This is a genomic window from Proteus myxofaciens ATCC 19692, assembly GCF_001654855.1.
In the GTDB taxonomy this organism is placed as follows: Bacteria; Pseudomonadota; Gammaproteobacteria; order Enterobacterales; family Enterobacteriaceae; genus Proteus; species Proteus myxofaciens.
Genome location: NZ_LXEN01000008.1, coordinates 1 through 24,465, shown reverse-complemented (window position 1 = coordinate 24,465; position 24,465 = coordinate 1). Strand labels below are relative to the sequence as shown.

Below are 24,465 nucleotides of genomic sequence, written 5' to 3'. Positions count from 1 at the left end.
TTTAAAATGACTGTAATATATTTTAAATTAATGGTTTAATGCTATTTTAAATCTATTTAATAATTTATTAACTTATATTGAAATGCATTTTTTATTAGATAATTAACTTATTTTTTAAGTGGAAATGAAGTGTGTCTCTATTGTGTAATCACTAAGTAATCATTAATTTAATAGGTGAGTTTTATGGGGTGAAGTAAAAGCTTTGATAGCCTAAATAGTTTAAAAGTTAGTTATTCACCGAGGATGTAAAGATTCTCTACAATTATTATAATGGCTCAAATAAGGTTCAAATTTTAATTGCAGTAAAAATACTGAATAAAGAAGATGAACCTATATATGATTAAAAATGACATGATAAAAGCTATTTTTTAATGCCATTATAAAACGGAAAAATAAATAGTGCTGGTCAAGATTACGATTGGAATCACACAACCATCAATAATTATATGTTTATTTTTAGTTAATATTTTCTCTATTAACAGAAGGTTTGAATGTAAAAATAAATTGTTGGATTTTTTTCTGTAAGATATGTGGACATACTATTTCTTTTATTATTTTAATAATGGTTATGATTCCAATATTTTTATTTTTATAAATTTATTCTAGTGTAATGAAAAGTATTGAAATTATTTTTTTATGCTCTCCTACTATATTAACGTGAAGATTGGTAGCAAGAGATAGGTTTTACCATCTTAGGAGGATGTTTTTATGTATTATGACAAATTTGACTATTTGGCTGGTCTGAATATTCAGTATCAGGGGACAGCAAAAGGGTCTGCTATTATTTACGGAAACGGCCTTAATATGATTGAGGTTATCGTCAAGGTAAAAATAATGGATAGCGGTATTAACTCAACTCCAATAGAGATGACGAATAATGAAATGAGAAATAGTATTTTCTTGTGTGATTACCAAACGGGGGAAAGAATACCTTTCGATTTTGAGTATGGAATAAAATCTGACTGGCGTGTCAGCTTCAATAAAAATAACTATTTAGGTGCTCTGGAATATTCTTCGTCTAGGACAGACGCAGACCCTGATTTATTTCCTGAGGATGGCTATAACTATTGTTCACTATATGTGTACTGTACAAAAGGGAATCTTTACAAAAAAATAGCTGCAGGTATCGCCATTCCAAATGTTGGCGAGTTTAAAACGACTTCCAGTGGTACTAATACTGTGAACGGTTCGACCGGAGGGCCTTTCAAGGCGCCTAGCGATATCGAAATTAGAGCTATCGAACCATATAAGTATACGCTTGACGACTTCTCTATGAACACGGATTCATCGAGTCTATCCAGTGTATCAAATCGGGGAGCGCGTTTGTATAGTCTTACCGGGACAAACCATTATCTGGACATTAAGAAACCGCTTCATAAAATTTCCTCGGTGAAAGCCAGCGAAAGGTCCGGTTCCAGATTCGGAAACGATTATAACTGGTATTGGATTTGGCAAGCGTTTGACTGTGCTGCGGATTATGGAAAGAAAAATTTATCCAAGACACTCACCGTCACCTTTAGTAAATACGAGTTCCCCTGTCAACACACAATAAATAAGCAGCCCGGTGTCTGTTTTGTATTGATCGATGGTCACTGTTCTGTAATGACGTCTTGGCAATATTACGGGCAAACCTACGTTGACATCATCGATAATTTTGGCAACAAAACCTCCCCAATAATTCGATTCAATAATAGAAAAGAGATTAAACACACAGGTTTTCGTGACAACTCACGAGTTTTCTCCGAACACACAGCACGACATGTCAGCAACCATGGTATTCCTGAGAATATTATTCAGCATATTACCGACAGTATCCCTAATATGATTTGTGGTGTGCTGTCTCTGGATGATGATAAATCAGAATTCAAACCATGTGTTAATACTTCTCCGACACCTGAACAAGGAGCAATGATGGATGCTGATTTGCTGGGGTCGCTCAGGCATTCACATGAAATCACTCATGTCATTTGCAGCGTGCCTGACGCCCTGAGTCGTGATGTGTCTGACTATCAGGCAATGAGTGACCGTGATAGTCTGCCATACCTGCTTGTTTTATGGCCCAGCCTGCAGAGTCTGACTATTTTCCCGCAGACTGAACTTGACTATGAAAACCGTCCCTACATCTATGGCAAATACGACTGCTACTCTCTAATCAGGGATTATTTTCTCAGGGAGGAAGGCATTGTACTCAATGACTATCCACGTGAGGTCTATTCCCTCGATCCCGAGAAAAATATCTTTGAAATACAGGCTCCGGAAGAAGGCTTCGTCAAAATTGAGGATACTTCTCTTCAATCCGGTGACATGCTGATCTTTAATTTGCCATCAACCAGACTGCAACACGCGGCAATCTATATGGGTAATGGTCAGATGCTGCATCATTTACCGCCGGGACTAAGTTGCAGGGAAGCTTACAGCGAAAAATGGAAAAAACGCACCAGTTCAGTCTGGAGACATAATAGTTTAATTATTAAGTAAATTATTATATCAATGATTTTCTCTCAGCCATATTTGTATTTATTAGAACGATAAACCGGATTTTATATTATAAGCCCTCCGGTAGGGAGGGTTACTTATTATGGAAAAATATCTCCGGCATTGTCATTACAGAAATACAGATAGCCTTAGATTATGGTTATTTTAATACACGAATATTTATTTAAGATCTGATTATATCAGGAGCATGTATTATGAATGACAGTTTTACGTCACAGACATCCAACTTTATCAGTGCCATGAGCACCGATGTTGACCCGCGCACGGGTCAGTTTATGGTTAATCTGCCCGTTGTATCGTTAGTCGGTAATCATCTGCTGGGCCCTGAACTCCCCCTGTCTCTGAGTTATTCAGCACTCAACAACGTTAATAGTGGTTTTGGCACTGGTTTTGCCCTGAGTCTGACACAGTTTAATAACAGAACTAATTTACTGGAACTGAGTAACGGTGAAAAATACCGGGTCAGCCCCGGTACCAATAAAGTACGCAACCAGAAGCTCAAAAGTTTCCGTTTTGAGTTTACCAATGGGCATGGAGATGGCGAAGGGTACACCATTTTCTGGAAAAACGGCAAGATCGAACGACTGACAAAAGCTAAAGATAACAACACATTTCTCACTACAACGGTCATATCACCAGCCGGACGACAGTTGTACCTGACCTGGAACTGGAGCGGACAGGTGTCCCGATTGTCTGAAGTTCGGGATGAGTCAGTCACATTATGTCGGATAAGTTACAAAAACGAATCATCTGTGATGACACTGTGGCCGGGTACCGGAGATGAAAACAGCGTACAGTTTCTATTGATGAATGATAAGTACCTGAACCGTATTTTCTGGAAATTACCGGATAGTAATTTTCTGAATTGTTATTTTAGTTATGATGCCATATCCGGAATGAGTAATCTATTGCTGACCGGCGTGAAATACCCGACCGGAATGACAGATGACGTTGTTTACAACAGACAGGAGGGACTCAGGTATCCTTCTGCATCCGGTATCACTACCCGTTTACCTGTAGTGTTCACGCATACCCGTAATCCGGGGGCCGGACAGCCGAAAACAATTCGGCATTTCTCGTACACCACGCAAAACTTCCTTGGTTTCAACGGTAACTTTGGTAACTGGTCTCCTGACAGTGATTATATCTATACCACATTAACGGATTATACCTACGGTTCAGAGGAAACTATCACCAGTGGCGGTGTCACTGTCACCACGAAGCGGGAATACAATAACTATCACCTGCAAATCTTGGAGGAAACCCGTAAAGGCAGCAGTATTATCCGGGAGAAAACCGCCTATTATGCTAGGCCTTATGTCTTTATTGACGGACAGCTAGCTCAGTTCCAGATGCCCGCAAAGAAAACGGTTACCTTGACCGATACTGTTCTGCCTGTCTCAGAGCGGACCCGTACGGAAATTACAGAAACAGCATTTGATGAACACGGTAATCCGGTCAGTATGAAAGCCCCTGACGGTACACTGACCACCTATGAATTTTATCCGGCAGAAGGCGGACACCACTGTCCGGCCGAACCGAATGGGTTTGTTCGGTTCCTGAAATCCGTGACGGTAACACCGCGGGACAGTGATTATAATGACACACCGGAGCAAATCACAACATACACCTACCGCCTGTTAGGCAATAGGAAGGACTGTGTGGTACAAGATACCGAATCCGTATTCAGCGGTGATACGCTGTTATCTGTGCGCACCACGGAATATCAGGAAGACACCGGAAATACAGAGTATGGCCGCGTCACATCATTCATCGATACCCTGTATAACTCGGATGTAAAGGGGCAGTCTTTTACCAGTAGACAGGATTTTGACACGAAGGTCAGTGACAGTGGCCTAATGACACAAAAGGCCACATTTACTGGTTATGACGGCTTAAAATCTTCGGTAACACAAAGTCGATCTGTATATAACGGACTTATGCATTCTGATGTTTCTGCTCAGGGTATTTTAACACGTTATACCTATGATTCACTAGGACGAGTACTGACTAAAATACAGAATGTAGGAACCGTTTATGAAAACACCACTACCTGGAAATATGAAATTACGGCAGTAGGCCCTAATACGATTATGCGTGATAACATTGGTAATCAGATAAAGATCCTTTTTGATGGAGCAGGGCGCCAAATCCGTCAGCAGCAGCTTGATATAGACGATACACAGCAGTGGTTTGATATTACTTCAACGCAATATGATGCCTTTGGTCAACAAAATGTTTCAACGGCATGGGATTGGATTACTGATAAATCGAATACGCCTAAAAATTTTACTATAAGTAGTACCACAGATTATGATAACTGGGGGAATGCCTCCAAAATGCTACTTTCAGATAACCTTTGTAAACACACACAATCAGATCCTGTTCAGCGATTGACTCATTCTTTTTCACAAAATGATGAAGGTTTATCGCTGATGAAAAGTGGAACTGTTAGCACGCGTCTTGATAAAATAACAGGATTGCCGCAACAAGAGACGATGATTGATGTTTCTGGAGTAGAGCAGAGTAAATATAACTATATCTATGATGGATTGGATAAATTACGGCAAGAAGAAGATACAGACGGAAATATTACCACTTACAGTTATGATATTTGGGGTAGGGAAATATCTAGAACTTTGGCTGATGGTACGGTGATTACTTATAGCTATGCTCCTCATTCAAGTGATAGTCTGGTTAGTTGTATTCAGGTAACAACGCCTAAAAAAGATGGAAGCAGTAGTACTCAAATTATGGGAATTCGCAAGTATGATAGTTTGGAGCGAATTATTGAAGAAATAGTAGGTGGTCGCATGACTAGCTACTCTTATGAAGGTGCATCTCCTAAGCCCGCAAAGATAATCTTTCCATCGGGTGATTCACTAAAATATACCTACATTCCAGAGTTGGATAATGTTCCTCTTAGTGTAAAAGGGGCTGGAATAGTTCGGACGTATGAGTACGATAAACGGACTGGTGAATTATTAAATGCGACTGAAGGCGATATCGGATACGGCTGTGTTTGGTCATCGTCAGGTAAATTGATAGAGGAGCGATTTACTCAACAAGGGAATAAGAGACAGGCTAGTTATACCAGCACATTAAATCAAACGCCTCTCAGTTATACTGATATTACAGGTGCGCAAACTCATTATACATTTAATAAGCATGGGCAAGTCATAGAGATATCAGATAATGAGCTCAGTGTAGCATTAAGCTACGATCCGTTAAAACGTTTATCAACTCAGATGGTGAAGAGTAAAACGAGTAATTCAAATCTAACCACGGCGCTTAAATATGATGATTTCAGTCGTGAAATTAGCCGTACATTGACTGATGGTAACGGCGCTACACTAAAAATGGAGTTGCAACGATTAAAAAATGGCCTTCTGGCACGTCGTTTGACTAAGCAAGGTAGCCTAGTTCTTAAAGATGAACGCTATGAGTATGACTGCCGTTACCGATTAATAAACTATAATGTTAGTGGTAGTACACCACCATCTGATGCTCACGGCAACTTATTAGCGGGACAGTTATATCAGTATGATGCGATAAATAATTTAACATCTGTCGTGACCACGTTAGCGGACAATAGTGAAGATAAAGCTACCTATTATTACTTAAATAAAGAAGATCCCACACAGTTATCTAAGATAACTCATACTCATAATACATATCCACAAACGATTAATTTGGAATATGATGCTAATGGCCGAATGACTAAGGATGAAGCGGGACGAACATTAGCTTATGATGCAATAGGGCGATTAATTAGCGTTAGTGGTAAAAATATTAATGGAGGCCACTATCAATATGATGCTCTTAATCGACTAGTGGGTCAAGATGTCAACCAAAATGATGCAAGAGAACTTTACTATCGAGGAAATAATTTAATTAATGAAGTACTTTCTGCTGACAAACAGGAGATTCGCTTTATTAAACAAGGGCTAAACTGCCTAGGTGTTAGTGATGGTCAGAATTTAACCATAACGGGTACTGATTATAATAATAGTGTAGTGTGGTCAGAGGGTAAAACAAACGAGATGACGTTACATAACTGGTCACCTTATGGGAACGGAAATCAGATTGACTTATTACCTGGTTTTAATGGTGAGCGGAGTGACCCTATCAGTGGTAGCTACCATTTGGGGAATGGTTATCGCACATATAATCCCGTTTTAATGCGCTTTAACTGTCCCGATTCTCAGAGTCCGTTTGGTGACGGGGGGATCAATCCTTATGCCTACTGTACTGGTGATCCCATTAACTTTACTGATCCATCAGGTCATATGAGTACAGGTAGTGCAGTCGGCATTGGAGTCGGAATAGCAGGCCTACTTTTAGCCGCATTCACCGCTGGGACCTCGTTGATTGCAACTACGATTGCAATGGGTGCAACAAGTGTTATTACAACAGGTTCTGCTATATCAACGTGGGGAGTCATCTCTGCGACAGTTGCATCAGCATCAGTGGCATCTTTAGTGACAGGAAGCTTGGGAGTTATGTCTGATGTTACTGCGATAGCGAGTGGTGTGGCAGAAGAGGTTAGCCCAGAAGATAGTGCAACATCCATGTTGGGTTGGGTTTCTATGGCGACTGGGCTTGTTGGTTTTACTGTAGAGTTAATGGAAGCTGGCTCATCTCTCTATGGTATGGTGCAGTCTCGAAGTAAACTGGTTAAAGGTAATAGCGGTGGTAGTAACCCGCTACGTCTGAGAGGGGGAGGAGATGGTGTTTTGGAGGCGGCAGCTAGCACATCATCAAATCAACGTCAAACACCTCGTGTAATTGGTTATCATGGAACGTCATCAAAATATACACAAAGCCTGATGTCTGGTATTGATTATATAAAGTATGCGAGTGAAGGAGGCGGAACACGACACGGAACCGCTTTCTATGCTGCTTTAGATTTCGGTACTGCTGAGGGATACGCGGGTGTAACTGCGATAAAGACAAACCAAAATCGGTCATTCATGAGCAAAATTTTTAGGAAAAAATATCAAGCAGTTATTTTTGAAGTCTTGTTTGATGTTTCGAATTCTCAAGATCATTCTAATAATATTTTTGTCCAAACTCTGTATCAAGGGCGTGGTCTTCGAAAGACAAATTATGAGGTGTTATTTACAGGAGATAGTGTAGGTCATATTACATTGCGAAGAAGCATTTCCAGTGCAACCACGAGTGAGAGATTTACGCCTGAAGAAATAAGTCAATATTTAGGTCTAAGGAACCAATTTAACTTATAATATATTGATATCAAATTCATATTGCTGATTATTTCATCAATGGCTAATAAAGAAAAGATAAAATATTGTATTTTGTAGTGTACTTATTTTGTTATGAGCTTTTATGAAACTCAGTGAGACGAAAACAGCATAAAATCCAATTAATATCATGAATTTTATGCTGTTTTATTATGAGGTGATACTTATTAAGACAATATAGAACTAGAGTGTGGGTTACACATTAAACAAGAAGTTCATTACATCGCCATCTTGAACGATATAATCTTTACCTTCAGCACGCATTTTACCTGCTTCTTTAGCACCTTGTTCACCACCATAAGTAATAAAATCGTTATAAGCGATAGTTTGTGCACGAATAAAGCCTTTTTCAAAGTCAGTATGAATTTTACCCGCTGCTTGTGGTGCTGTTGCACCCACAGGGATTGTCCATGCACGAACTTCTTTAACACCCGCAGTAAAGTAAGTTTGTAGATTTAATAATGAATAGCCAGCACGAATAACGCGATTTAAACCGGGCTCTTCAATACCTAAATCTTGCATAAACTCTTCACGCTCTTCATCATCTAATTCTGCGATATCAGCTTCAATAGCCGCACAAACTGGAACAACAACAGAACCTTCAGATTCAGCAATTTTATAAACGGTATCAAGGTAAGGGTTATTTTCAAAGCCGTCTTCGTTAACATTCGCAATATACATTGTCGGTTTTAATGTTAAGAAGCTTAAATAACGAATAATCGCTCTTTCTTCATCTGTTAACTCTAATGAACGTAACATTCCCGCTTTTTCAAGGTGAGGTAGACATTTTTCTAAAACATCGATTTCTGCTTTAGCAATTTTGTCACCACCTTTGGCTTTTTTCTGATTACGCTGAATCGCTCGTTCACAAGTATCGAGATCAGAAAGAGCTAATTCTGTATTAATGATTTCGATATCTTCAGCGGGATCAACTTTTCCAGCAACATGAACGATATTGTCGTTTTCAAAACAACGAACGACATGGCCAATGGCTTCTGTTTCACGGATATTTGTCAGAAATTGGTTACCTAGGCCTTCGCCTTTAGAAGCCCCTTTGACCAAGCCTGCAATATCAACAAATTCCATTGTTGTTGGTAAAACACGTTGAGGTTTTACAATCTCTGCTAACTTATCTAAGCGTTGATCGGGCATTGGAACCACGCCAGTATTGGGTTCGATAGTACAAAATGGGAAGTTGGCTGCTTCAATACCGGCCTTAGTTAAGGCATTAAATAGTGTAGATTTCCCTACATTAGGCAGACCGACGATACCACATTTAAATCCCATAAACGTTCACCTTGTTACATAAAAACAACAGGAAAAAAGTGTCCTGTTGTATTGTTAAAAAAATTGGCGCTATTATAAAACAAAACCCTGATTGATGACATCATCAGAATGTAATGGCGCAAAATAGAAGAATAGTTCCCAAAATAGGCTAATTAAGCAAAAACTTATTTTTCAGCTTTAAAACTATGTAAACGATTAATCGCTTTTTCATAGCCTTCATGCATTAAAATATCAGTACATGACAGCGCTTCATCAATGGCATCATCAATTAATTTTTGCTCATTTGTTGGTGGTTTTCCTAATACAAAACCAACCACTTTATTTTTATCACCTGGGTGACCAATGCCAATACGTAAGCGATAAAAATTAGGATTATTTCCAAATTTACTTTGAATATCCTTTAATCCATTATGCCCGCCATTGCCACCACCTAATTTCATTTTTACAATGCCAGGTGGTAAATCGAGTTCATCATGAGCGACTAAGATTTCATTAGGTTCAATGCGATAAAAATTAGCCATCGCAAGTACTGCTTTACCACTTAAATTCATAAAAGTTGTTGGTACTAATAAACGGACATCATTACCATTTAAATTAATGCGAGCAGTATATCCATAGAATTTGCTCTCTTCTTTTAGAGATTGTTGATGGCGTCTAGCCAATAAATCAACATACCAAGCACCCGCATTATGGCGAGTTTGGGCATAATCTGCACCGGGGTTTGCTAACCCGACGATAAGTTTAATTTTACTCACAATAGCCTTTCACTGTTATCGTCTTAAAAGAAAGGCATAGTTTACCTTTCTAATCGAAGAAGCACAAAATAGATTGTAGATATTGTATTTTTTAAATAATCAGCTCGTTAAATAATCGGCTTTATTTAGCAAATAGAGCGAAAAATAACAAAATATTGTCAATAACAACTTAAAATACGCAAATAACATTTTTTGCAAAGAATTACTCATAATTTTTAGAGCTTGTGATCACTACGACACTCATTCTCTGGCATTTATGACTATACTAATCATTAATAATAGTAAGTCATTTTGATGTGTTTTTTTGTTGGATCGTCAGACACCTGCGTGGAGGTACAACATGAAATATAAACATGCTTTTGCAATGGGGAACTTTTTAATGGCGGTAGGAATGGTTACGATGCTTGGTAGCCTTGGTTATAATTTAATTAGTCATATTTTTCCTATAGGCCTGCCTGAAATATTAGCTGATCTCTCTCTTATGGGAATATTTATTGGTGCATTTGTTTGGTTAGCAGGTGCACGTATAGGGGGTAGAGAAACTGTAGCTGAACGTTATTGGTGGTTGCGTCATTATGATGAACGTTATCGTCGTCATAATAACCATCGTTTTCCATAATTTTTATTTATCATAACAATCTGGCTATTGGGAAATAAGAGATAATTAAATACCGCTAATATGATAAATTAGTGACTGAAAATATTTGTACCTAAAAGATAATAGATATCAACCACGATATTTAATAACAAAGCATTATCTGTAATGTCTTGCTATTTAATATTTATGATAAAAAACCCTCGTTATTAAATAACGAGAGGTTTTTATGAAATCTCGGTTAACTCTTCACGGCTAAGTCCCGTGCTTTCAATCACTAACTCTATATTGATACCATTTTTAAGCAGGTGACGAGCCATTTCTAGTTGGCACTGATAGGCTCGTAGTCTTTCTTGCTCAATGCCTTTTTGGTGTCCTTCCCAACCAATCCTTTCGCCTTTATCTTGCAAACGTTGTGCAATACTCACGATAGCCTCCTGATGCTTATCAGCCTGTTCACTGAGTTGTTGAACAATGGACTCAAAGTGAGGTGAATCCAACACAATAAACAGGTAATTAAGGATAGTAATGATGTCATTAGATATTCAAGCTAATATACTAAAGCCGTATGTAGAAATAGTTTATTCTGTATCAAAATAAAACCCGTTATAACCATAGATTATAACGGGTTTATCATCTCAAATTGCGATATAAATCAAACAATTAATGTTCAAACATCGCAGAAATTGACTCTTCATTGCTAATGCGACGGATAGCTTCCGCCAACATACCAGAAAGAGTCAAAGAACGGACTTTATTCAATGCCTTGATTTCTGGTGACAATGGAATTGTGTCGCAGACAATAACTTCATCAATAACTGAACTTTTGATATTTTCAACAGCATTACCAGAGAAAATAGGGTGAGTCGCATAAGCAAATACACGTTTAGCCCCACGTTCTTTCAGTGCTTCTGCGGCTTTACACAAAGTACCCCCAGTGTCAATCATATCATCGACAAGGATACAGTCACGGTTAGCAACATCACCAATGATATGCATAACTTGAGAAACGTTAGCACGAGGACGACGTTTATCAATGATAGCCATATCGGTGTCATTGAGAAGTTTAGCGATAGCGCGAGCGCGAACAACACCGCCAATATCTGGAGAGACAACAATAGGGTTATCCAATTCTTTTTGAAGCATATCTTCTAAAAGAATTGGACTGCCGAAAACATTGTCGACTGGTACATCAAAAAAACCTTGGATTTGTTCTGCGTGTAAGTCACAGGTTAAAACACGGTCTACGCCTACACTAGATAAGAAATCCGCAACAACTTTCGCCGTGATAGGAACACGAGCTGAACGAACACGACGATCTTGACGAGCATAACCGAAGTAAGGAATAACAGCAGTGATACGACCAGCGGAAGCTCGACGCAATGCGTCAACCATGACCACTAATTCCATTAAGTTATCATTAGTTGGTGCACAGGTTGATTGAATGATAAAAACATCACCACCACGTACGTTTTCGTTGATTTGCACACTGACTTCACCGTCGCTAAAACGACCTACAGCCGCGTCTCCTAAGCTTGTATACAGTCGATTGGCAACACGTTGAGCCAGTTCCGGGGTTGCGTTACCAGCAAAAAGCTTCATATCGGGCACGAGAAAAACCTCAGGCTTGCGTCCAGAGAGAGATATTGTTGACCTGTAAAAAATATGTTTATAAACATAGAATTGTAAACATCATGTTACGGGTGCAATAACACAGGTATCCTTGAGCGGAATAAATGCAAAGGAGAAATGTTAACGCCTTGCGCTACAAATCCATGCACCCACTCAGGGGCGTTAATTAACACTTTACTAGCGGCTTCTTGCGATTCGAACTCACCGAATACGCAGGCACCTGTCCCAGTTAAGCGTGACGGTGCATATTCTAACAGCCACGAAAGCAGATATTCAACCTCACGAAAACGTTTTCTTGCGATCATTTCACAGTCATTTTCAAACGGAGCCTGTAATAATGCGCCAAGAGAGCGAATTGGAGAATTACGTTTTAATTGCGGATCTGTGAAGATTGTCGGAGTTGGAATAGATATTCCAGGATGTGCGACTAAATACCACCGCTCTTTAGGTGAGGCTGGGGTTAATATTTCGCCAACTCCTTCAGCAAAAGCAGCATGACCTTTTACAAAAACAGGGACATCTGCACCTAAGCTCACACCTAATTTTGCTAAAACATCATCACTCAAGCCGGCTTGCCAATGATAGTTTAAGGCGATAAGTGTTGTTGCTGCATTAGAAGAACCACCACCTAGTCCACCACCCATGGGTAATTTTTTATCGATATTAAATTCAGCGCCTTGATGCGTTAATTTAATATTATGTTTTTTACAATAATCACGTAGTAATTTAGCCGCTTTGATAATTAAATTGTCTTCATCTTTTACCCCTGAAATAGTGGGTGAAATAATCAATTGATTATCATTACGAGATGTAATGGTTAATGTATCGCCATAATCCAAAAACTGAAAAAGAGTTTGTAAGTTATGATAACCATCAGGCCGTTGACCTGTTATATAGAGAAAAAGATTTAATTTGGCAGGAGAAGGCCAACTTAGTGTCATTACTGTATATCCCAATTATCCATTTTTAATTTAATGAGTCGTTGTCCTTGGCGTAGCTCTAGTCGCTGAGGTAAATTTGGTGTGACACTACTATCATAAGCTTGATAGGTCACAACCCAATCACCCTCGGGTGCAGGCCATCTTACTGATTTTAAAAGATGATGAGAATCTAATTCAAAATTAGTTGCATCACCTGGTAAGCCAATTAACCAAGCTCGCAGATTTTTTAATGGAATAACCATGCCTGTTAATTGATAAATCATTTCAACAGGGTTATCGCTGTAATATTTTTGGCCTTTATTGTCAGTCATTTCGATAACACCAGGCGTCACATTTAAATCAAGTTCTGTAGTTCCTAAAGGATTGGTGAGTAATAAACGATAGGTTTCTTCGCCTTTATCTCTCCAATAAAAGCGAGCATACACTTTGTTTGATTCTTCAATGTAAGCAAAAGCGCCTCGGGTTTCATATTGTGATATTTTGTTTAACGCATTTTTTTGAGCTTGCCATTGCACATCAGTATCAGATCCCGAACCTTGTGTGTTGATGTTATTCAAGTTACAAGCACTCAGTAATAATGCGGTGAGTGGGATAAGACGTAGAAGCTGTTTTGTAGAATAAAAGCGTGAATGCATAGCTGAGACATTCCTTTAATTCGAGATAAGTTAAAAAAAAGAGTACCATAAACCTTGTGATATAACGATATTTCGTTAAATAACGAATAGAAATATCGTATCAAACAAGTAAGCCCTTTTATTGGGTGCCTTCATCAAGTAGAATAGCGAGCATGAAGAGTCCATACTAAATGCGCTGTTTTAGGTTTATACTAAGTCAAGTCGCGAGGCAGTATTTATTCATAACTCGATATAGTTGATATGACGTTATTAGCATTAGGTATTAATCATAAAACAGCCCCCGTAGCATTACGTGAGAAAGTGTCTTTTTCTCCCGATATAATGGGTGATGCTTTAAATAACCTCCTACAGCAACCTGCTGTCAGAGGTGGCGTTGTGCTGTCTACGTGTAACCGTACTGAGCTTTATCTCAGTATGGAAGAAAACGAAAACAATCATGAGCAGCTAATTCGCTGGTTATGTCAATATCATCAAATAGATGCAATAGAATTGCAAAAAAGTGTCTATTGGCACCAAGATAATCAAGCAGTCAGCCATTTAATGCGGGTGGCGAGTGGGCTTGATTCTTTAGTCTTAGGTGAACCTCAAATCCTTGGCCAAGTCAAAAAAGCCTTTTCAGACTCTCAAAATTATCAATCACTCTCCTCAGAGCTGGAACGTTTGTTTCAAAAGTCTTTTTCAGTTGCGAAAAGAGTGAGAACAGAGACTCAAATTGGTGCAAATGCAGTTTCTGTTGCTTTTGCTGCCTGTACTTTGGCGCGTCAAATATTTGAATCGTTATCTTCTCTGACTATCTTGTTAGTCGGTGCTGGTGAAACGATAGAACTAGTTGCACGCCATTTACGTGAACATCAAGTTAAAAAAATCATTATTGCTAATCGAACAAAAGAACGCGCAAAACGCTTAGCCAATGAAGTGGATGCACAAGTGATTACCTTAACTGAAATTGATGAACAACTCGCTCAAGCGGATATTGTGATTAGTTCTACTGCAAGCCCATTGCCTATTATTGGTAAAGGAATGGTAGAAAGAGCGCTGAAAAAGCGCCGTAATCAACCTATGTTAATTGTTGATATCGCGGTTCCTCGTGATATTGAACAAGATGTTGAAAAATTAGATAATGTCTACCTTTACAGTGTGGATGATTTAGAAGCTATCATTCAACATAATCGTGAACAACGTCAAGCTGCTGCGATTCAAGCTGAACATATCGTTCAACAAGAAAGTGGTCAGTTTATGGATTGGTTGCGTGCTCAAGGTGCCATTGGCTCTATCAGAGAATATCGTGACAGCGCTGAAGCGTTACGTGCTGAGATGACAGAAAAGGCCATTGGAATGATACAAAATGGTGCTGATGCAGAAAAAGTCATCCAACAGCTTTCTCATCAATTGATGAATCGCCTTATTCATACACCAACAAAATCTCTTCAACAGGCAGCCAGTGATGGTGATATTGAACGCCTGAATCTATTACGTGAAAGTTTGGGTATCACCCATAATTAACTTGTCTAACAGGATCTTAATCTACGAATGAAGCCTTCTATTGTTGCTAAGTTGGAAGCTCTACAAGAGCGTTATGAAGAAATTCAAGCACTACTGTCAGAAGCAGATGTGATTGCCTCTCAAGATCGTTTTCGCGCACTTTCAAAAGAATATTCTCAATTGACAGATGTGACGACATGTTTTCGTCAATGGCGGGCAATTCAAGATGACATTGAAGCAGCACAAATGATGCTTGATGATCCTGAAATGAAAGAGATGGCACAAGAAGAGCTGAAAGAGGCCCACGTAACAAATGACGAATTAGAACAACAGTTGCAGTTATTGTTGCTTCCTAAAGATCCTGATGATGAATTTAACTGTTTCCTTGAAATTCGAGCAGGAACAGGGGGAGATGAAGCTGCTCTTTTTGCAGGCGATCTATTCCGTATGTATAGTCGCTATGCAGAAGCACGTCGTTGGCGCATTGAAGTCATGAACGCTAACGAAGGTGAGCATGGCGGTTATAAAGAAATCATCGCGAAAGTTGTCGGCGATGGTGCTTACGGCGTATTAAAATTTGAATCTGGTGGACATCGTGTCCAACGTGTTCCTGAAACAGAATCTCAAGGTCGAATTCATACCTCAGCATGTACGGTTGCTGTATTAGCGGAAGTACCTGAAGCAGAATTACCCGAAATTAGCCCGAGTGACTTACGTATTGATACATTCCGCTCATCAGGGGCAGGTGGTCAGCACGTTAATACAACAGATTCTGCTATTCGTATTACGCATATTCCAACGGGTATCGTTGTAGAGTGTCAAGATGAGCGTTCTCAGCATAAAAACAAAGCAAAAGCGATGTCTGTATTAGGTGCGCGTATTCGTGCTGCTGAAATGCAAAAGCGCCAAGAAGCAGAAGCCTCAGAGCGCCGTAATTTATTAGGCTCAGGTGATCGTTCTGACCGTATTAGAACATATAATTTCCCTCAAGGTCGTGTGACTGATCACCGAATTAACTTAACGCTTTATCGTTTAGATGAAGTGATGGAAGGTAAACTTGATGGCTTGATCCAACCTATAGTGACGGAATATCAAGCTGATCAATTATCAGCCCTTTCTGAGCAAGATTAATGAACTATCAACAATGGCTGCATCAAGCAGCCTTGCAATTAATACAAAGTGATAGTCCAAAACGTGATGCAGAAATTTTGCTTGGGCACGTAACACAACGTGCCCGCACTTATTTAATCGCCTTTAATGAGACTGAATTAACCGATACACAATTAGAGCAGTTATCACAATTACTTTCTCGCCGTATTAAAGGTGAGCCTATCGCCTATTTAGTCGGAGAGCGAGAATTTTGGTCACTAGCATTAAAAGTATCGCCAGCTACTCTTATTCCTCGTCCTGATACTGAGTGTCTTGTTGAAAAAGCATTAGAGTTACTTCCTGCTCATTCGGCACAACTTCTTGATTTAGGTACAGGAACGGGTGCAATTACATTAGCTATTGCATCAGAACGTCGTGATTGCCATATTATTGGCGTTGATATTCAACCTGATGCTGTGGCTTTAGCACAAGAGAACGCAACGAACTTAGCACTAACTAACACAGAATTTATAGAAAGTTGCTGGTTTAGCTCACTCTCAGGTTATCAATTTGATATGATAATCAGCAATCCTCCATATATTGATGAAGATGATGAGCATATACATCAAGGGGACGTTCGTTTTGAGCCTTTAAGTGCACTTGTTGCAGCAGATAAAGGCTTTGCTGATATAGAAAATATTATTAATAATGCATACCACTATTTAATAGATAAAGGCTGGTTATTAATAGAACATGGTTGGCAACAAGGCGAGAGAGTACGCAATATTTTTGTCGATAAGGGTTACTGCTGTGTGGAAACTTTCCGTGATTATGGCGGTAATGAGCGTGTGACGGTAGGTCGTTGGAATTATGATAGAAAGCATAGCTGATTACGAATTTAACAAAGCGCCTCTAGTAAAGGGGATGATCCTTATCTTTCAGGCTATTCGTCCTGAATTTCCAGTCACTTCTGTGGGGTATCAACTTGCGCAACTTATTGAGCAAGCTGAGACCTATATCCCTCATCAAGCCAGTATAAAAGAAAAAATAGACGCATTATTGACGCTATTTTATAAGCAATGGCACTTTAGTGGGGCGAGTGGTAGATATTGCCTATCAGAAACATTATGGATAGATAACGTGTTATCAACTCATGTAGGTTCTCCTGTTTCGTTAGGTTCAATTCTTATTTATATTGCACAAGCTCTTAATTTACCGCTTGCTCCCGTTATTTTTCCTACACAGCTAATCATCAGAATAGATATTCCTGAAGAGCAACCGCTCTTTATTAACCCTATTAATGGGGAATATCTATCTCGCCATACTTTAGAAGTATGGATAAAAGGCAATGTTGGTAATAGTTCTGTATTAACTGAAAGTGATCTTGAAGAATCGGAACACAGCTCCATTATTCGTAAACTGCTAGATACGTTAAAAGTGACGTTGATGGAAGAAAAGAATATGGAACGAGCGCTTAAAACGAGTGAAACGTTATTAATGTTTGATCCAGAAGATCCGTATGAAATACGTGATCGTGGGTTGATTTACGCGCAATTAGATTGTCATCATGTTGCACTAACTGATTTAAATTATTTTATTGAACAGTGCCCTGAAGATCCTATTTCAGAGATGATAAAAATTCAAATACATTCAATAGAACAAAACGCTATTGTTCTTCATTGACATTGTTTTTATTAAAATTTAAAACGTACTGAATATCAGTACATCACAAACAATATAGGTATAAATATGCAACATAAAGTGGTGAATATTGGTGATATCAAGGTAGCAAATGACCTGCCATTTGTGCTTTTTGGTGGCATGAATGTATTGGAATCGCGCGATTTAGCCATGCGTATTTGTGAACATTATGTCACTGTGACTCAAAAATTAAATATTCCTTACGTGTTCAAAGCCTCATTTGATAAAGCAAATCGTTCTTCTATCCACTCATATCGTGGACCAGGTCTAGAAGAAGGAATGAAAATCTTCCAAGAATTGAAAGAGACATTTGGTGTTAAAATTATTACCGATGTACATGAGCCTTCACAAGCAAAACCGGTAGCTGAAGTTGTTGATGTTATTCAATTACCTGCATTTTTAGCGCGTCAAACAGATCTTGTTGAAGCGATGGCAAAAACGGATGCAGTTATTAACGTTAAAAAACCACAATTTGTAAGTCCTGGTCAAATGGGGAATATCGTCGAGAAATTTATAGAAGGCGGTAATGATCAAGTGATTTTATGCGATCGTGGCAGTAACTTTGGTTATGACAATCTGGTTGTGGATATGCTGGGTTTCCATGTCATGATGCAGGCATCACAAGGCGCACCTGTTATTTTTGACGTAACACACTCACTACAGTGTCGTGACCCATTTGGTGCGGCTTCTGGTGGTCGTCGTGGCCAAGTTGCTGAATTAGCACGTGCTGGTATGGCGGTTGGCTTAGCGGGCCTATTCCTGGAAGCGCATCCAGATCCCGATAATGCGCGTTGTGATGGTCCTTCAGCATTACCATTAGCAAAACTCGAACCCTTCTTAGCCCAAATTAAAGCAATTGATGATGTGGTTAAAAATTTCCCTGAGTTAGATACTAGCAAATAATTAAGTTATGCAACTGCATACTGTTGTTAATATGTTTGGCGCTGATCTCCAGCGCCGTTATCATGAAAAAATTCACAAAATCACTCTTCACGGCGGTTTTAACTGTCCTAATCGGGATGGCACAATAGGGCGAGGAGGGTGTACTTTCTGTAATGTTTCCTCTTTTGCCGATGAACAAACTCAATATCAATCTATTGAGCAACAAGTTGTTCAACAAGCTAAAAATATTAATCGAGCACGTCGCTATTTAGCCTATTTCCAAGCTTATACCAGCACGTATGCAGAGGTTGAGCATTTACGCACATTATATGAAACTGCATTATTACAAGCTAATATAGTTGGTTTATGTGTAGGAACGCGACCTGATTGTGTACCTGTAAGTGTATTAGATTTACTGCAAGGATACCGAGAACAAGGTTATGAAGTGTGGTTAGAATTAGGCTTACAAACGGCAAATAACAAGACATTAAAACATATTAACCGTGGACATGATTTTCAGTGCTATCAGGCAACAACACGAGAAGCACGTCGTCGTGGTTTAAAAGTCTGTACCCATCTTATTTTGGGATTACCTCGAGAAAACTATCAGATTAATATGCAAACGATAGAGCGAGTTGTAGAGACAGGAACTGATGGATTAAAACTACACCCATTACATATTGTTGATGGCAGTACGATGGCAAAAGCTTGGCAAGCAGGGCGTTTACAGGCATTAACCCAAGAAGAATACGTTAATATAGCAGGCGATATTATACGCCATACACCCCCTGATATTATTTATCATCGTGTATGTGCAAGTGCAAGAAAACCGACATTGTTAGCGCCTTCATGGTGTGAAAATCACTGGTTAGGAATGAATGCACTTTATCAAGATTTATTAGCAAATGGTGTGCAAGGTAGTGCAGTAAATAATACATTCATTCCGAATTCAAAATAACCTTTCCTCAATAATAATAAATCCTTATTTATGGTGTTATTGTATTTTCCAATTCTATTGGAAATGTAGCTCATTTTTATTAACTATAAAATGACTTGTAACTTTTTTAATCATATTGTACGCTTTCAATCTGTACAAAGGAGGCTGCTATGGCTCAAGCACTTGTAGAAAATAGTGAAAGAGTATCAATTCGTATCACTACAGAAGATAAATCACTGCTTGTTCGTGCTGCTAGTTTGGAAAATACAAACTTAACAGAGTTTGTACTTCGTAATGTTGTCCCTGTTGCTAAGCAAATTATTGAAAATAATGAGCGTTTAAAATTATCAGAAAAAGACACATTACGTGTTATGGAGCTTCTCGATAATCCGCCAAAGCCTAATGCCAAATTGCTGGCAGCGGCTTTTGCTCTACCGGACAAAGTATGACGATACCAAATTGGCATGAAGAAGCGATAAGTAAGAAGCATAATAGAAATATATTTAATTGTGGCGATATAGCATTGAATCAATTTTTATATCGCCATGCACGGCAAAATCATGAAAATGGGAGTTCTAAAACCTATTTAGCTATCAATAGTAGTAATGATAATATTTTAGGTTATTATAGCTTATGCCCTGCCTCAATTGAATTTGAACACACTCCTGAAATGATCAAACGTGGATTAGCTCGTCATGATATTCCTGTTTTTAGGCTGGCTCGTCTAGCAACAGACTTGTCAGTTCAGGGAAAAGGGCTTGGTGGACAGCTACTTCTTGCTGCAGGAAAACGCTGTCTTGCTGTTGCAAGTGAATTAGGTGGTGTTGCATTACTTATAGATGCTAAAAATCAACGAGCGGCAGATTGGTATATTAGTTATGGTGCAGTACCATTATTAAATTCATCTTTTTCTTTATTACTATCTTTCAAAACAATTTATACAGCACTTATAATGGCAAATAAAATATAAATTAATTAAGCCCTTAATTAAATAATCTAAATTAAGGGCTTAATCATTTTATTATTAGCGAAGAAATAGTTATTTAATTAATTCCATATCTTCTAACGCTTTTTGCACGGTAGGATAAAAGCTAAGAGTGCCTTCAATTGGCGTAACGTGTGCTCTTGCTAATGTTTTTAAAGGTTGAAATGGAATACCGCACACAATAATATGTGTATCATGTTTTACATCATTAATAAAATGCTGGAAGGCATGTAATCCACCGGCATCAAGCACAGGAACAGCATCCCAAAGCATAATTATAGTCTTATACCCTTTACTTCTTTCACGTAAATCATTAAAAATGCGCTCTGCGGCTGCAAAGAAAAGAGGGCCATTAACACGAACAACTAATAATTGTTTATCATCATCAGTAAAAGGCGATTCTGTTATTTTTGTCATATTAGCAATACGACGCATAAATAAGAGAGAAGCTAAAACAATACCAATAGTAATTGCAATCACCATATCAAATAATACAGTCAGAGATAAACATAAGACTAATACGATAATATCGTCTTTTGGTGCATGACGAATAAGATCTATTACTTTACGTGCTTCGCTCATATTCCATGCCACAATTAACAATAATGCGGACATGGCAGCCAATGGTAAATAAGAAAGAAAGGGTGCTAATACCAATAAAGTCAGCAAGACTAATAATGAGTGCACAATTGCTGATATTGGTGAAGTTGCACCAGCACGCACGTTAGCTGCTGAGCGAGCAATAGCGGCTGTTGCGGTGATCCCACCAAAGAAAGGTGTAACAATATTACCAATACCTTGACCCACTAATTCATCATTAGAACGGTGTTTTTTCCCTGTCATACCGTCTAGCACGACGGCACAAAGTAAAGATTCAATGGCGCCTAACATTGCCATAGAGAAAGCTGCAGGTAAGAGTGCAGAAACTGTACTCCAACTTAATTCAAACGATTCATTAGCGCCTGGCATATTCCACGGCAAAACAAACTGAGGCAAAATAGGTGGAATACCTTCACCGGATGTGCCATCTGGTAATAAATAGCTAAATTGAGAACCAATGGTGGCAACATCATAATGAAATAAGTTCACAATTCCCATCATTGCAGTACCTGCTATTAAAGCAGGCAAATGACCAGGTAAACGTAAATTTAATTTAGGCCAATAAATTAAAACGAATAAGGTAGTTACACCAATGAGTGTGTCACCAATATTAATAGAGGGTAGTGCCGCTCCTAGTGCAATAACTTTATCAATATAGGTTTCAGGAACATGTGCCATCTCCAGGCCAAAAAAATCTTTTACTTGCATTGTGGCGATGGTAATAGCAATTCCTGAAGTAAATCCTAATGTTACAGAAACAGGAATATATTCAATCAACTTACCAAAACGCGCTAATCCCATTGCTACAAGAATAATTCCTGACATCAAAGTTGCGATTAATAAACCACTTAATCCAAACTGTTGAGAAACGGGATAAAGAATAACAACAAAAGCTGCTGTAGGCCCTGAAACACTAAAGCGAGACCCCCCAGTAACGGCGATAATAATACCGGCAATGGCTGCGGTATAAAGACCGTATTGCGGAGGAACACCGCTACCAATAGCTAAAGCCATGGCTAAAGGTATTGCGATAATACCGACGGTGATCCCTGCAATAATATCTTTTAGTAAACGAGAAAAAGTATAAGGCTCTTTTATACAAGCATCAATAAGAGCACTAAAAAGGCGAATCTGATTAATTTTATGTGTTTTCATTTAGGCTTAAACCAAAATAATAAGACAGATGCCGAATAACGGCGATAAAAAGAGATCATACCGCTTTTATTCGCTGATAATAATGTGATTAATCAAATTATTACCTCTATATTAAGGCCTAGCCAAAATTAAATCAATTAAACTAAGAAGTTAATGAAAAATCTATTTTATGTATCTTGTTGTATTTATTATGTTGCTGACATAAAACTAAAATATTAATTTGTACAAGAGTATAAATTAATATTACATCGATTAAAATATCGTAAATAAATGATACAAAGTAATTAATACTATTTTATATAAAATATAAATAAACCATATGATGGAAACCTATAAATTATTAATAAAAAGAGAATTAATAAATAAACTGACACTTCTTAAGTGTAGGTAGAAATGATTTTAGATTGGAAAAGTATCAACCTTATTTAGGTCGGGTCAATAAATAAAAATAAAGCCTAACTAAAAAGTTAGGCTTTATCTTAGAAGATGGCGGTGAGAGAGGGATTCGAACCCTCGATACGTTGCCGTATACACACTTTCCAGGCGTGCTCCTTCAGCCTCTCGGACATCTCACCGTATTGCAATCAGGCATAAATTATCATGCTTTGACGGGGCGCTACTATAGGGAAAACGAGCATAAGCGTCAACTGCTAAATCCATTTTTTCTTTAACTTTTGTTTCAAGTAGTCAAATAAAAAACAAAGTGCACAATTGCTAAACAATTCCCTTAATAGGAAAGTGTATAAAATAGTTGGTTTCAATTTATCTAGCACACAAAATTTCGTTAACTGGTTAACACTCTCAACATTTTTATTAACAACTTTCTTAAAGAAGGTTGAAATTAAACGCTAACCCTCGCACCCTTATATAAAAATGTTGGAGGCTTGCACAATGAATATTATTTATTATCATCCTTTTTTTGATGCACAAACATGGATAAGTGGCATGAAGGCGCGTTTACCTAATGCAAATATTCGAATTTGGGAGCCAGGAGATAATAAGCCTGCCGATTATGCGATGGTGTGGCTTCCTCCATATGAAATGCTAGCAAGTCGACACGATCTTAAAGGTATTTTTGCCCTTGGTGCAGGTGTTGATGCTATTTTAAAACAAGAACAACAAAAGCCCGGTACATTACCAGCAGGTGTTCCTGTTATGCGTTTAGAAGACACCGGAATGGGACTTCAAATGCAAGAATATGCTATTGCCAAAGTCATGTATTATTTTCGTCGTATGGATGATTATAAACGCCAGCAATCTCAACGTCAGTGGAAACAATTACCTGCACATACTTATGATAATTTTGTTATTGGTATATTAGGTGCAGGTGCTTTAGGGGGTAGTGTTGCAGAAAAGCTTGCTGAATTAGGTTTTACAGTACGTTGTTGGAGCCGTAGCGAGAAACATATTCAAAATGTAGATAGCTTTTATGGCAATGATCAATTAAGTGATTTTTTAAAAGAATGTAATCTGCTGATTAACTTATTACCATTTACACCAGAAACTCAAGGTATTCTTAATTACTCGTTGTTTGCACAACTAAAGCCTTCCTCTTATTTAATTAATCTGGCAAGAGGGGCGCATTTAGTTGATCAAGATTTATTAGAAGCGATAGACCAAGGCTATATTGCTGACGCCTCTTTAGATGTTTTCGCTCAAGAGCCATTACCTGGCATGCACCCATTTTGGACGCATCCACGAATTTCGATTACGCCACATATCGCTGCTTTTACTATTCCTAATATTGCAATGGATACTATTTTTGCAAATATACAACGCATTGAAAAAGGTGAACCTCCACTAGGTGTCGTTAATATGAAAACGGGATATTAGAACTATTTAGATCTTTTTTATAAAAAAGAGTGATAATTTTAAAGTTATCGCTTTTTTTTTATTTTTTACTTTCAAAAAACATCACTTTTTATCTTATCTATATAATGTAATAAAAATCTGGTTGTAAAAAGATATCTCTTGCAGTTTATCTTGATGATGATCTCCCTATACCCAGTATTCTGTGAAAATAGTATCC

At 38.3% G+C, this 24,465-nt stretch carries 19 protein-coding genes and 1 tRNA gene; 12 read left to right on the top strand and 8 right to left on the bottom strand.

What is annotated here, in order from left to right:
* Nucleotides 1-708: 708 nt before the first annotated feature.
* Nucleotides 709-2,478 (top strand): NlpC/P60 family protein, encoded by a 1,770-nt coding sequence (locus M983_RS01055; RefSeq protein WP_066745705.1) that lies wholly within the window; start codon nucleotides 709-711, stop codon nucleotides 2,476-2,478.
* Between the two features lie 1,370 nt (nucleotides 2,479-3,848).
* Nucleotides 3,849-7,742 carry an RHS repeat-associated core domain-containing protein gene (locus tag M983_RS01050; protein ID WP_167348665.1) on the top strand — a complete coding sequence of 1,298 codons (3,894 nt, stop codon included), beginning with the start codon at nucleotides 3,849-3,851 and terminating at the stop codon, nucleotides 7,740-7,742.
* Nucleotides 7,743-7,955: 213 nt separating this feature from the next.
* Here M983_RS01050 and ychF read toward each other — a convergent pair whose 3' ends face one another.
* Complete coding sequence (ychF, locus tag M983_RS01045; protein ID WP_066745699.1) at nucleotides 7,956-9,047, bottom strand: redox-regulated ATPase YchF; 1,092 nt, start codon at nucleotides 9,045-9,047, stop codon at nucleotides 7,956-7,958.
* A gap of 164 nt (nucleotides 9,048-9,211) precedes the next feature.
* Complete coding sequence (gene pth / locus M983_RS01040; RefSeq protein WP_066745696.1) at nucleotides 9,212-9,802, bottom strand: aminoacyl-tRNA hydrolase; 591 nt, start codon at nucleotides 9,800-9,802, stop codon at nucleotides 9,212-9,214.
* Between the two features lie 340 nt (nucleotides 9,803-10,142).
* On the opposite strand from pth, the gene ychH reads away from it, so the two are divergent.
* Nucleotides 10,143-10,421 (top strand): stress-induced protein YchH, encoded by a 279-nt coding sequence (gene ychH, locus M983_RS01035; protein ID WP_066745686.1) that lies wholly within the window; start codon nucleotides 10,143-10,145, stop codon nucleotides 10,419-10,421.
* Between the two features lie 203 nt (nucleotides 10,422-10,624).
* Here ychH and M983_RS01030 read toward each other — a convergent pair whose 3' ends face one another.
* The 4 genes from M983_RS01030 to lolB all read right to left on the bottom strand — a co-directional run bounded on the left by M983_RS01030 (nucleotide 10,625) and on the right by lolB (nucleotide 13,605).
* Nucleotides 10,625-10,900: an RpnC/YadD family protein gene (locus M983_RS01030; RefSeq protein ID WP_245683987.1), complete on the bottom strand. Its 276-nt coding sequence runs from the start codon at nucleotides 10,898-10,900 to the stop codon at nucleotides 10,625-10,627.
* 160 nt (nucleotides 10,901-11,060) lie between these two features.
* Nucleotides 11,061-12,008, bottom strand: a complete 948-nt coding sequence (gene prs, locus M983_RS01025) for a ribose-phosphate diphosphokinase (RefSeq protein ID WP_066745680.1) — start codon at nucleotides 12,006-12,008, stop codon at nucleotides 11,061-11,063.
* Between the two features lie 86 nt (nucleotides 12,009-12,094).
* The gene (ispE, locus tag M983_RS01020) at nucleotides 12,095-12,970 is read right to left on the bottom strand and encodes a 4-(cytidine 5'-diphospho)-2-C-methyl-D-erythritol kinase (protein ID WP_066745678.1); all 876 of its coding nucleotides are present in this window, start codon (nucleotides 12,968-12,970) and stop codon (nucleotides 12,095-12,097) included.
* Entirely contained in the window at nucleotides 12,970-13,605 is a 636-nt protein-coding gene (gene lolB, locus M983_RS01015; protein ID WP_066745675.1) for a lipoprotein insertase outer membrane protein LolB, read from the bottom strand. The genes ispE and lolB overlap by 1 nt, the downstream gene beginning before the upstream one ends.
* A 240-nt stretch (nucleotides 13,606-13,845) precedes the next feature.
* Between lolB and hemA the strand changes: the two genes are divergently transcribed.
* The 8 genes from hemA to M983_RS00975 all read left to right on the top strand — a co-directional run bounded on the left by hemA (nucleotide 13,846) and on the right by M983_RS00975 (nucleotide 20,666).
* Nucleotides 13,846-15,108, top strand: a complete 1,263-nt coding sequence (gene hemA / locus M983_RS01010; protein ID WP_066745672.1) for a glutamyl-tRNA reductase — start codon at nucleotides 13,846-13,848, stop codon at nucleotides 15,106-15,108.
* A 27-nt stretch (nucleotides 15,109-15,135) separates the two neighbouring features.
* Entirely contained in the window at nucleotides 15,136-16,218 is a 1,083-nt protein-coding gene (prfA, locus tag M983_RS01005) for a peptide chain release factor 1 (protein ID WP_066745669.1), read from the top strand.
* Entirely contained in the window at nucleotides 16,218-17,066 is an 849-nt protein-coding gene (gene prmC / locus M983_RS01000) for a peptide chain release factor N(5)-glutamine methyltransferase (protein ID WP_066745666.1), read from the top strand. Before prfA ends, prmC begins: the two co-directional genes overlap by 1 nt.
* On the top strand, nucleotides 17,047-17,859 hold the full coding sequence (gene sirB1 / locus M983_RS00995) for an invasion regulator SirB1 (protein ID WP_210433218.1): 813 nt from the start codon (nucleotides 17,047-17,049) through the stop codon (nucleotides 17,857-17,859). Before prmC ends, sirB1 begins: the two co-directional genes overlap by 20 nt.
* A gap of 66 nt (nucleotides 17,860-17,925) precedes the next feature.
* Entirely contained in the window at nucleotides 17,926-18,780 is an 855-nt protein-coding gene (gene kdsA / locus M983_RS00990; protein ID WP_066745663.1) for a 3-deoxy-8-phosphooctulonate synthase, read from the top strand.
* 7 nt (nucleotides 18,781-18,787) lie between these two features.
* Nucleotides 18,788-19,717: a tRNA modification radical SAM protein MnmL/YtqA gene (gene mnmL, locus M983_RS00985; RefSeq protein ID WP_066745661.1), complete on the top strand. Its 930-nt coding sequence runs from the start codon at nucleotides 18,788-18,790 to the stop codon at nucleotides 19,715-19,717.
* A 149-nt stretch (nucleotides 19,718-19,866) separates the two neighbouring features.
* Complete coding sequence (locus M983_RS00980; protein WP_066745659.1) at nucleotides 19,867-20,145, top strand: type II toxin-antitoxin system TacA family antitoxin; 279 nt, start codon at nucleotides 19,867-19,869, stop codon at nucleotides 20,143-20,145.
* A complete protein-coding gene (locus M983_RS00975) occupies nucleotides 20,142-20,666 on the top strand; it encodes an acetyltransferase (protein ID WP_066745656.1) in 525 nt (174 codons plus the stop codon). The genes M983_RS00980 and M983_RS00975 overlap by 4 nt, the downstream gene beginning before the upstream one ends.
* Nucleotides 20,667-20,735: 69 nt before the next feature.
* On the opposite strand, the gene dauA is transcribed toward M983_RS00975, so the two are convergent.
* Nucleotides 20,736-22,436 (bottom strand): C4-dicarboxylic acid transporter DauA, encoded by a 1,701-nt coding sequence (gene dauA, locus M983_RS00970; protein ID WP_066745655.1) that lies wholly within the window; start codon nucleotides 22,434-22,436, stop codon nucleotides 20,736-20,738.
* 487 nt (nucleotides 22,437-22,923) lie between these two features.
* Nucleotides 22,924-23,011 (bottom strand) — tRNA-Ser (locus M983_RS00965).
* Between the two features lie 316 nt (nucleotides 23,012-23,327).
* On the opposite strand from M983_RS00965, the gene ghrA reads away from it, so the two are divergent.
* On the top strand, nucleotides 23,328-24,269 hold the full coding sequence (ghrA, locus tag M983_RS00960; RefSeq protein WP_066745652.1) for a glyoxylate/hydroxypyruvate reductase GhrA: 942 nt from the start codon (nucleotides 23,328-23,330) through the stop codon (nucleotides 24,267-24,269).
* The last annotated feature ends 196 nt before the right edge of the window (nucleotides 24,270-24,465 follow it).

Excerpts from the sequence above, each read along its gene's own strand:
- hemA (WP_066745672.1), top strand. The coding sequence starts at position 13,846 with ATGACGTTATTAGCATTAGGTATTAATCATAAAACAGCCCCCGTAGCA.
- lolB (WP_066745675.1), bottom strand. The coding sequence starts at position 13,605 with ATGCATTCACGCTTTTATTCTACAAAACAGCTTCTACGTCTTATCCCA.
- ychH (WP_066745686.1), top strand. The coding sequence starts at position 10,143 with ATGAAATATAAACATGCTTTTGCAATGGGGAACTTTTTAATGGCGGTA.
- M983_RS01050 (WP_167348665.1), top strand. The coding sequence starts at position 3,849 with ATGCCCGCAAAGAAAACGGTTACCTTGACCGATACTGTTCTGCCTGTC.
- kdsA (WP_066745663.1), top strand. The coding sequence starts at position 17,926 with ATGCAACATAAAGTGGTGAATATTGGTGATATCAAGGTAGCAAATGAC.
- sirB1 (WP_210433218.1), top strand. The coding sequence starts at position 17,047 with ATGATAGAAAGCATAGCTGATTACGAATTTAACAAAGCGCCTCTAGTA.
- M983_RS00975 (WP_066745656.1), top strand. The coding sequence starts at position 20,142 with ATGACGATACCAAATTGGCATGAAGAAGCGATAAGTAAGAAGCATAAT.
- prfA (WP_066745669.1), top strand. The coding sequence starts at position 15,136 with ATGAAGCCTTCTATTGTTGCTAAGTTGGAAGCTCTACAAGAGCGTTAT.
- ghrA (WP_066745652.1), top strand. The coding sequence starts at position 23,328 with ATGAATATTATTTATTATCATCCTTTTTTTGATGCACAAACATGGATA.
- ychF (WP_066745699.1), bottom strand. The coding sequence starts at position 9,047 with ATGGGATTTAAATGTGGTATCGTCGGTCTGCCTAATGTAGGGAAATCT.
- mnmL (WP_066745661.1), top strand. The coding sequence starts at position 18,788 with ATGCAACTGCATACTGTTGTTAATATGTTTGGCGCTGATCTCCAGCGC.
- M983_RS01055 (WP_066745705.1), top strand. The coding sequence starts at position 709 with ATGTATTATGACAAATTTGACTATTTGGCTGGTCTGAATATTCAGTAT.
- ispE (WP_066745678.1), bottom strand. The coding sequence starts at position 12,970 with ATGACACTAAGTTGGCCTTCTCCTGCCAAATTAAATCTTTTTCTCTAT.
- prmC (WP_066745666.1), top strand. The coding sequence starts at position 16,218 with ATGAACTATCAACAATGGCTGCATCAAGCAGCCTTGCAATTAATACAA.
- M983_RS00980 (WP_066745659.1), top strand. The coding sequence starts at position 19,867 with ATGGCTCAAGCACTTGTAGAAAATAGTGAAAGAGTATCAATTCGTATC.
- dauA (WP_066745655.1), bottom strand. The coding sequence starts at position 22,436 with ATGAAAACACATAAAATTAATCAGATTCGCCTTTTTAGTGCTCTTATT.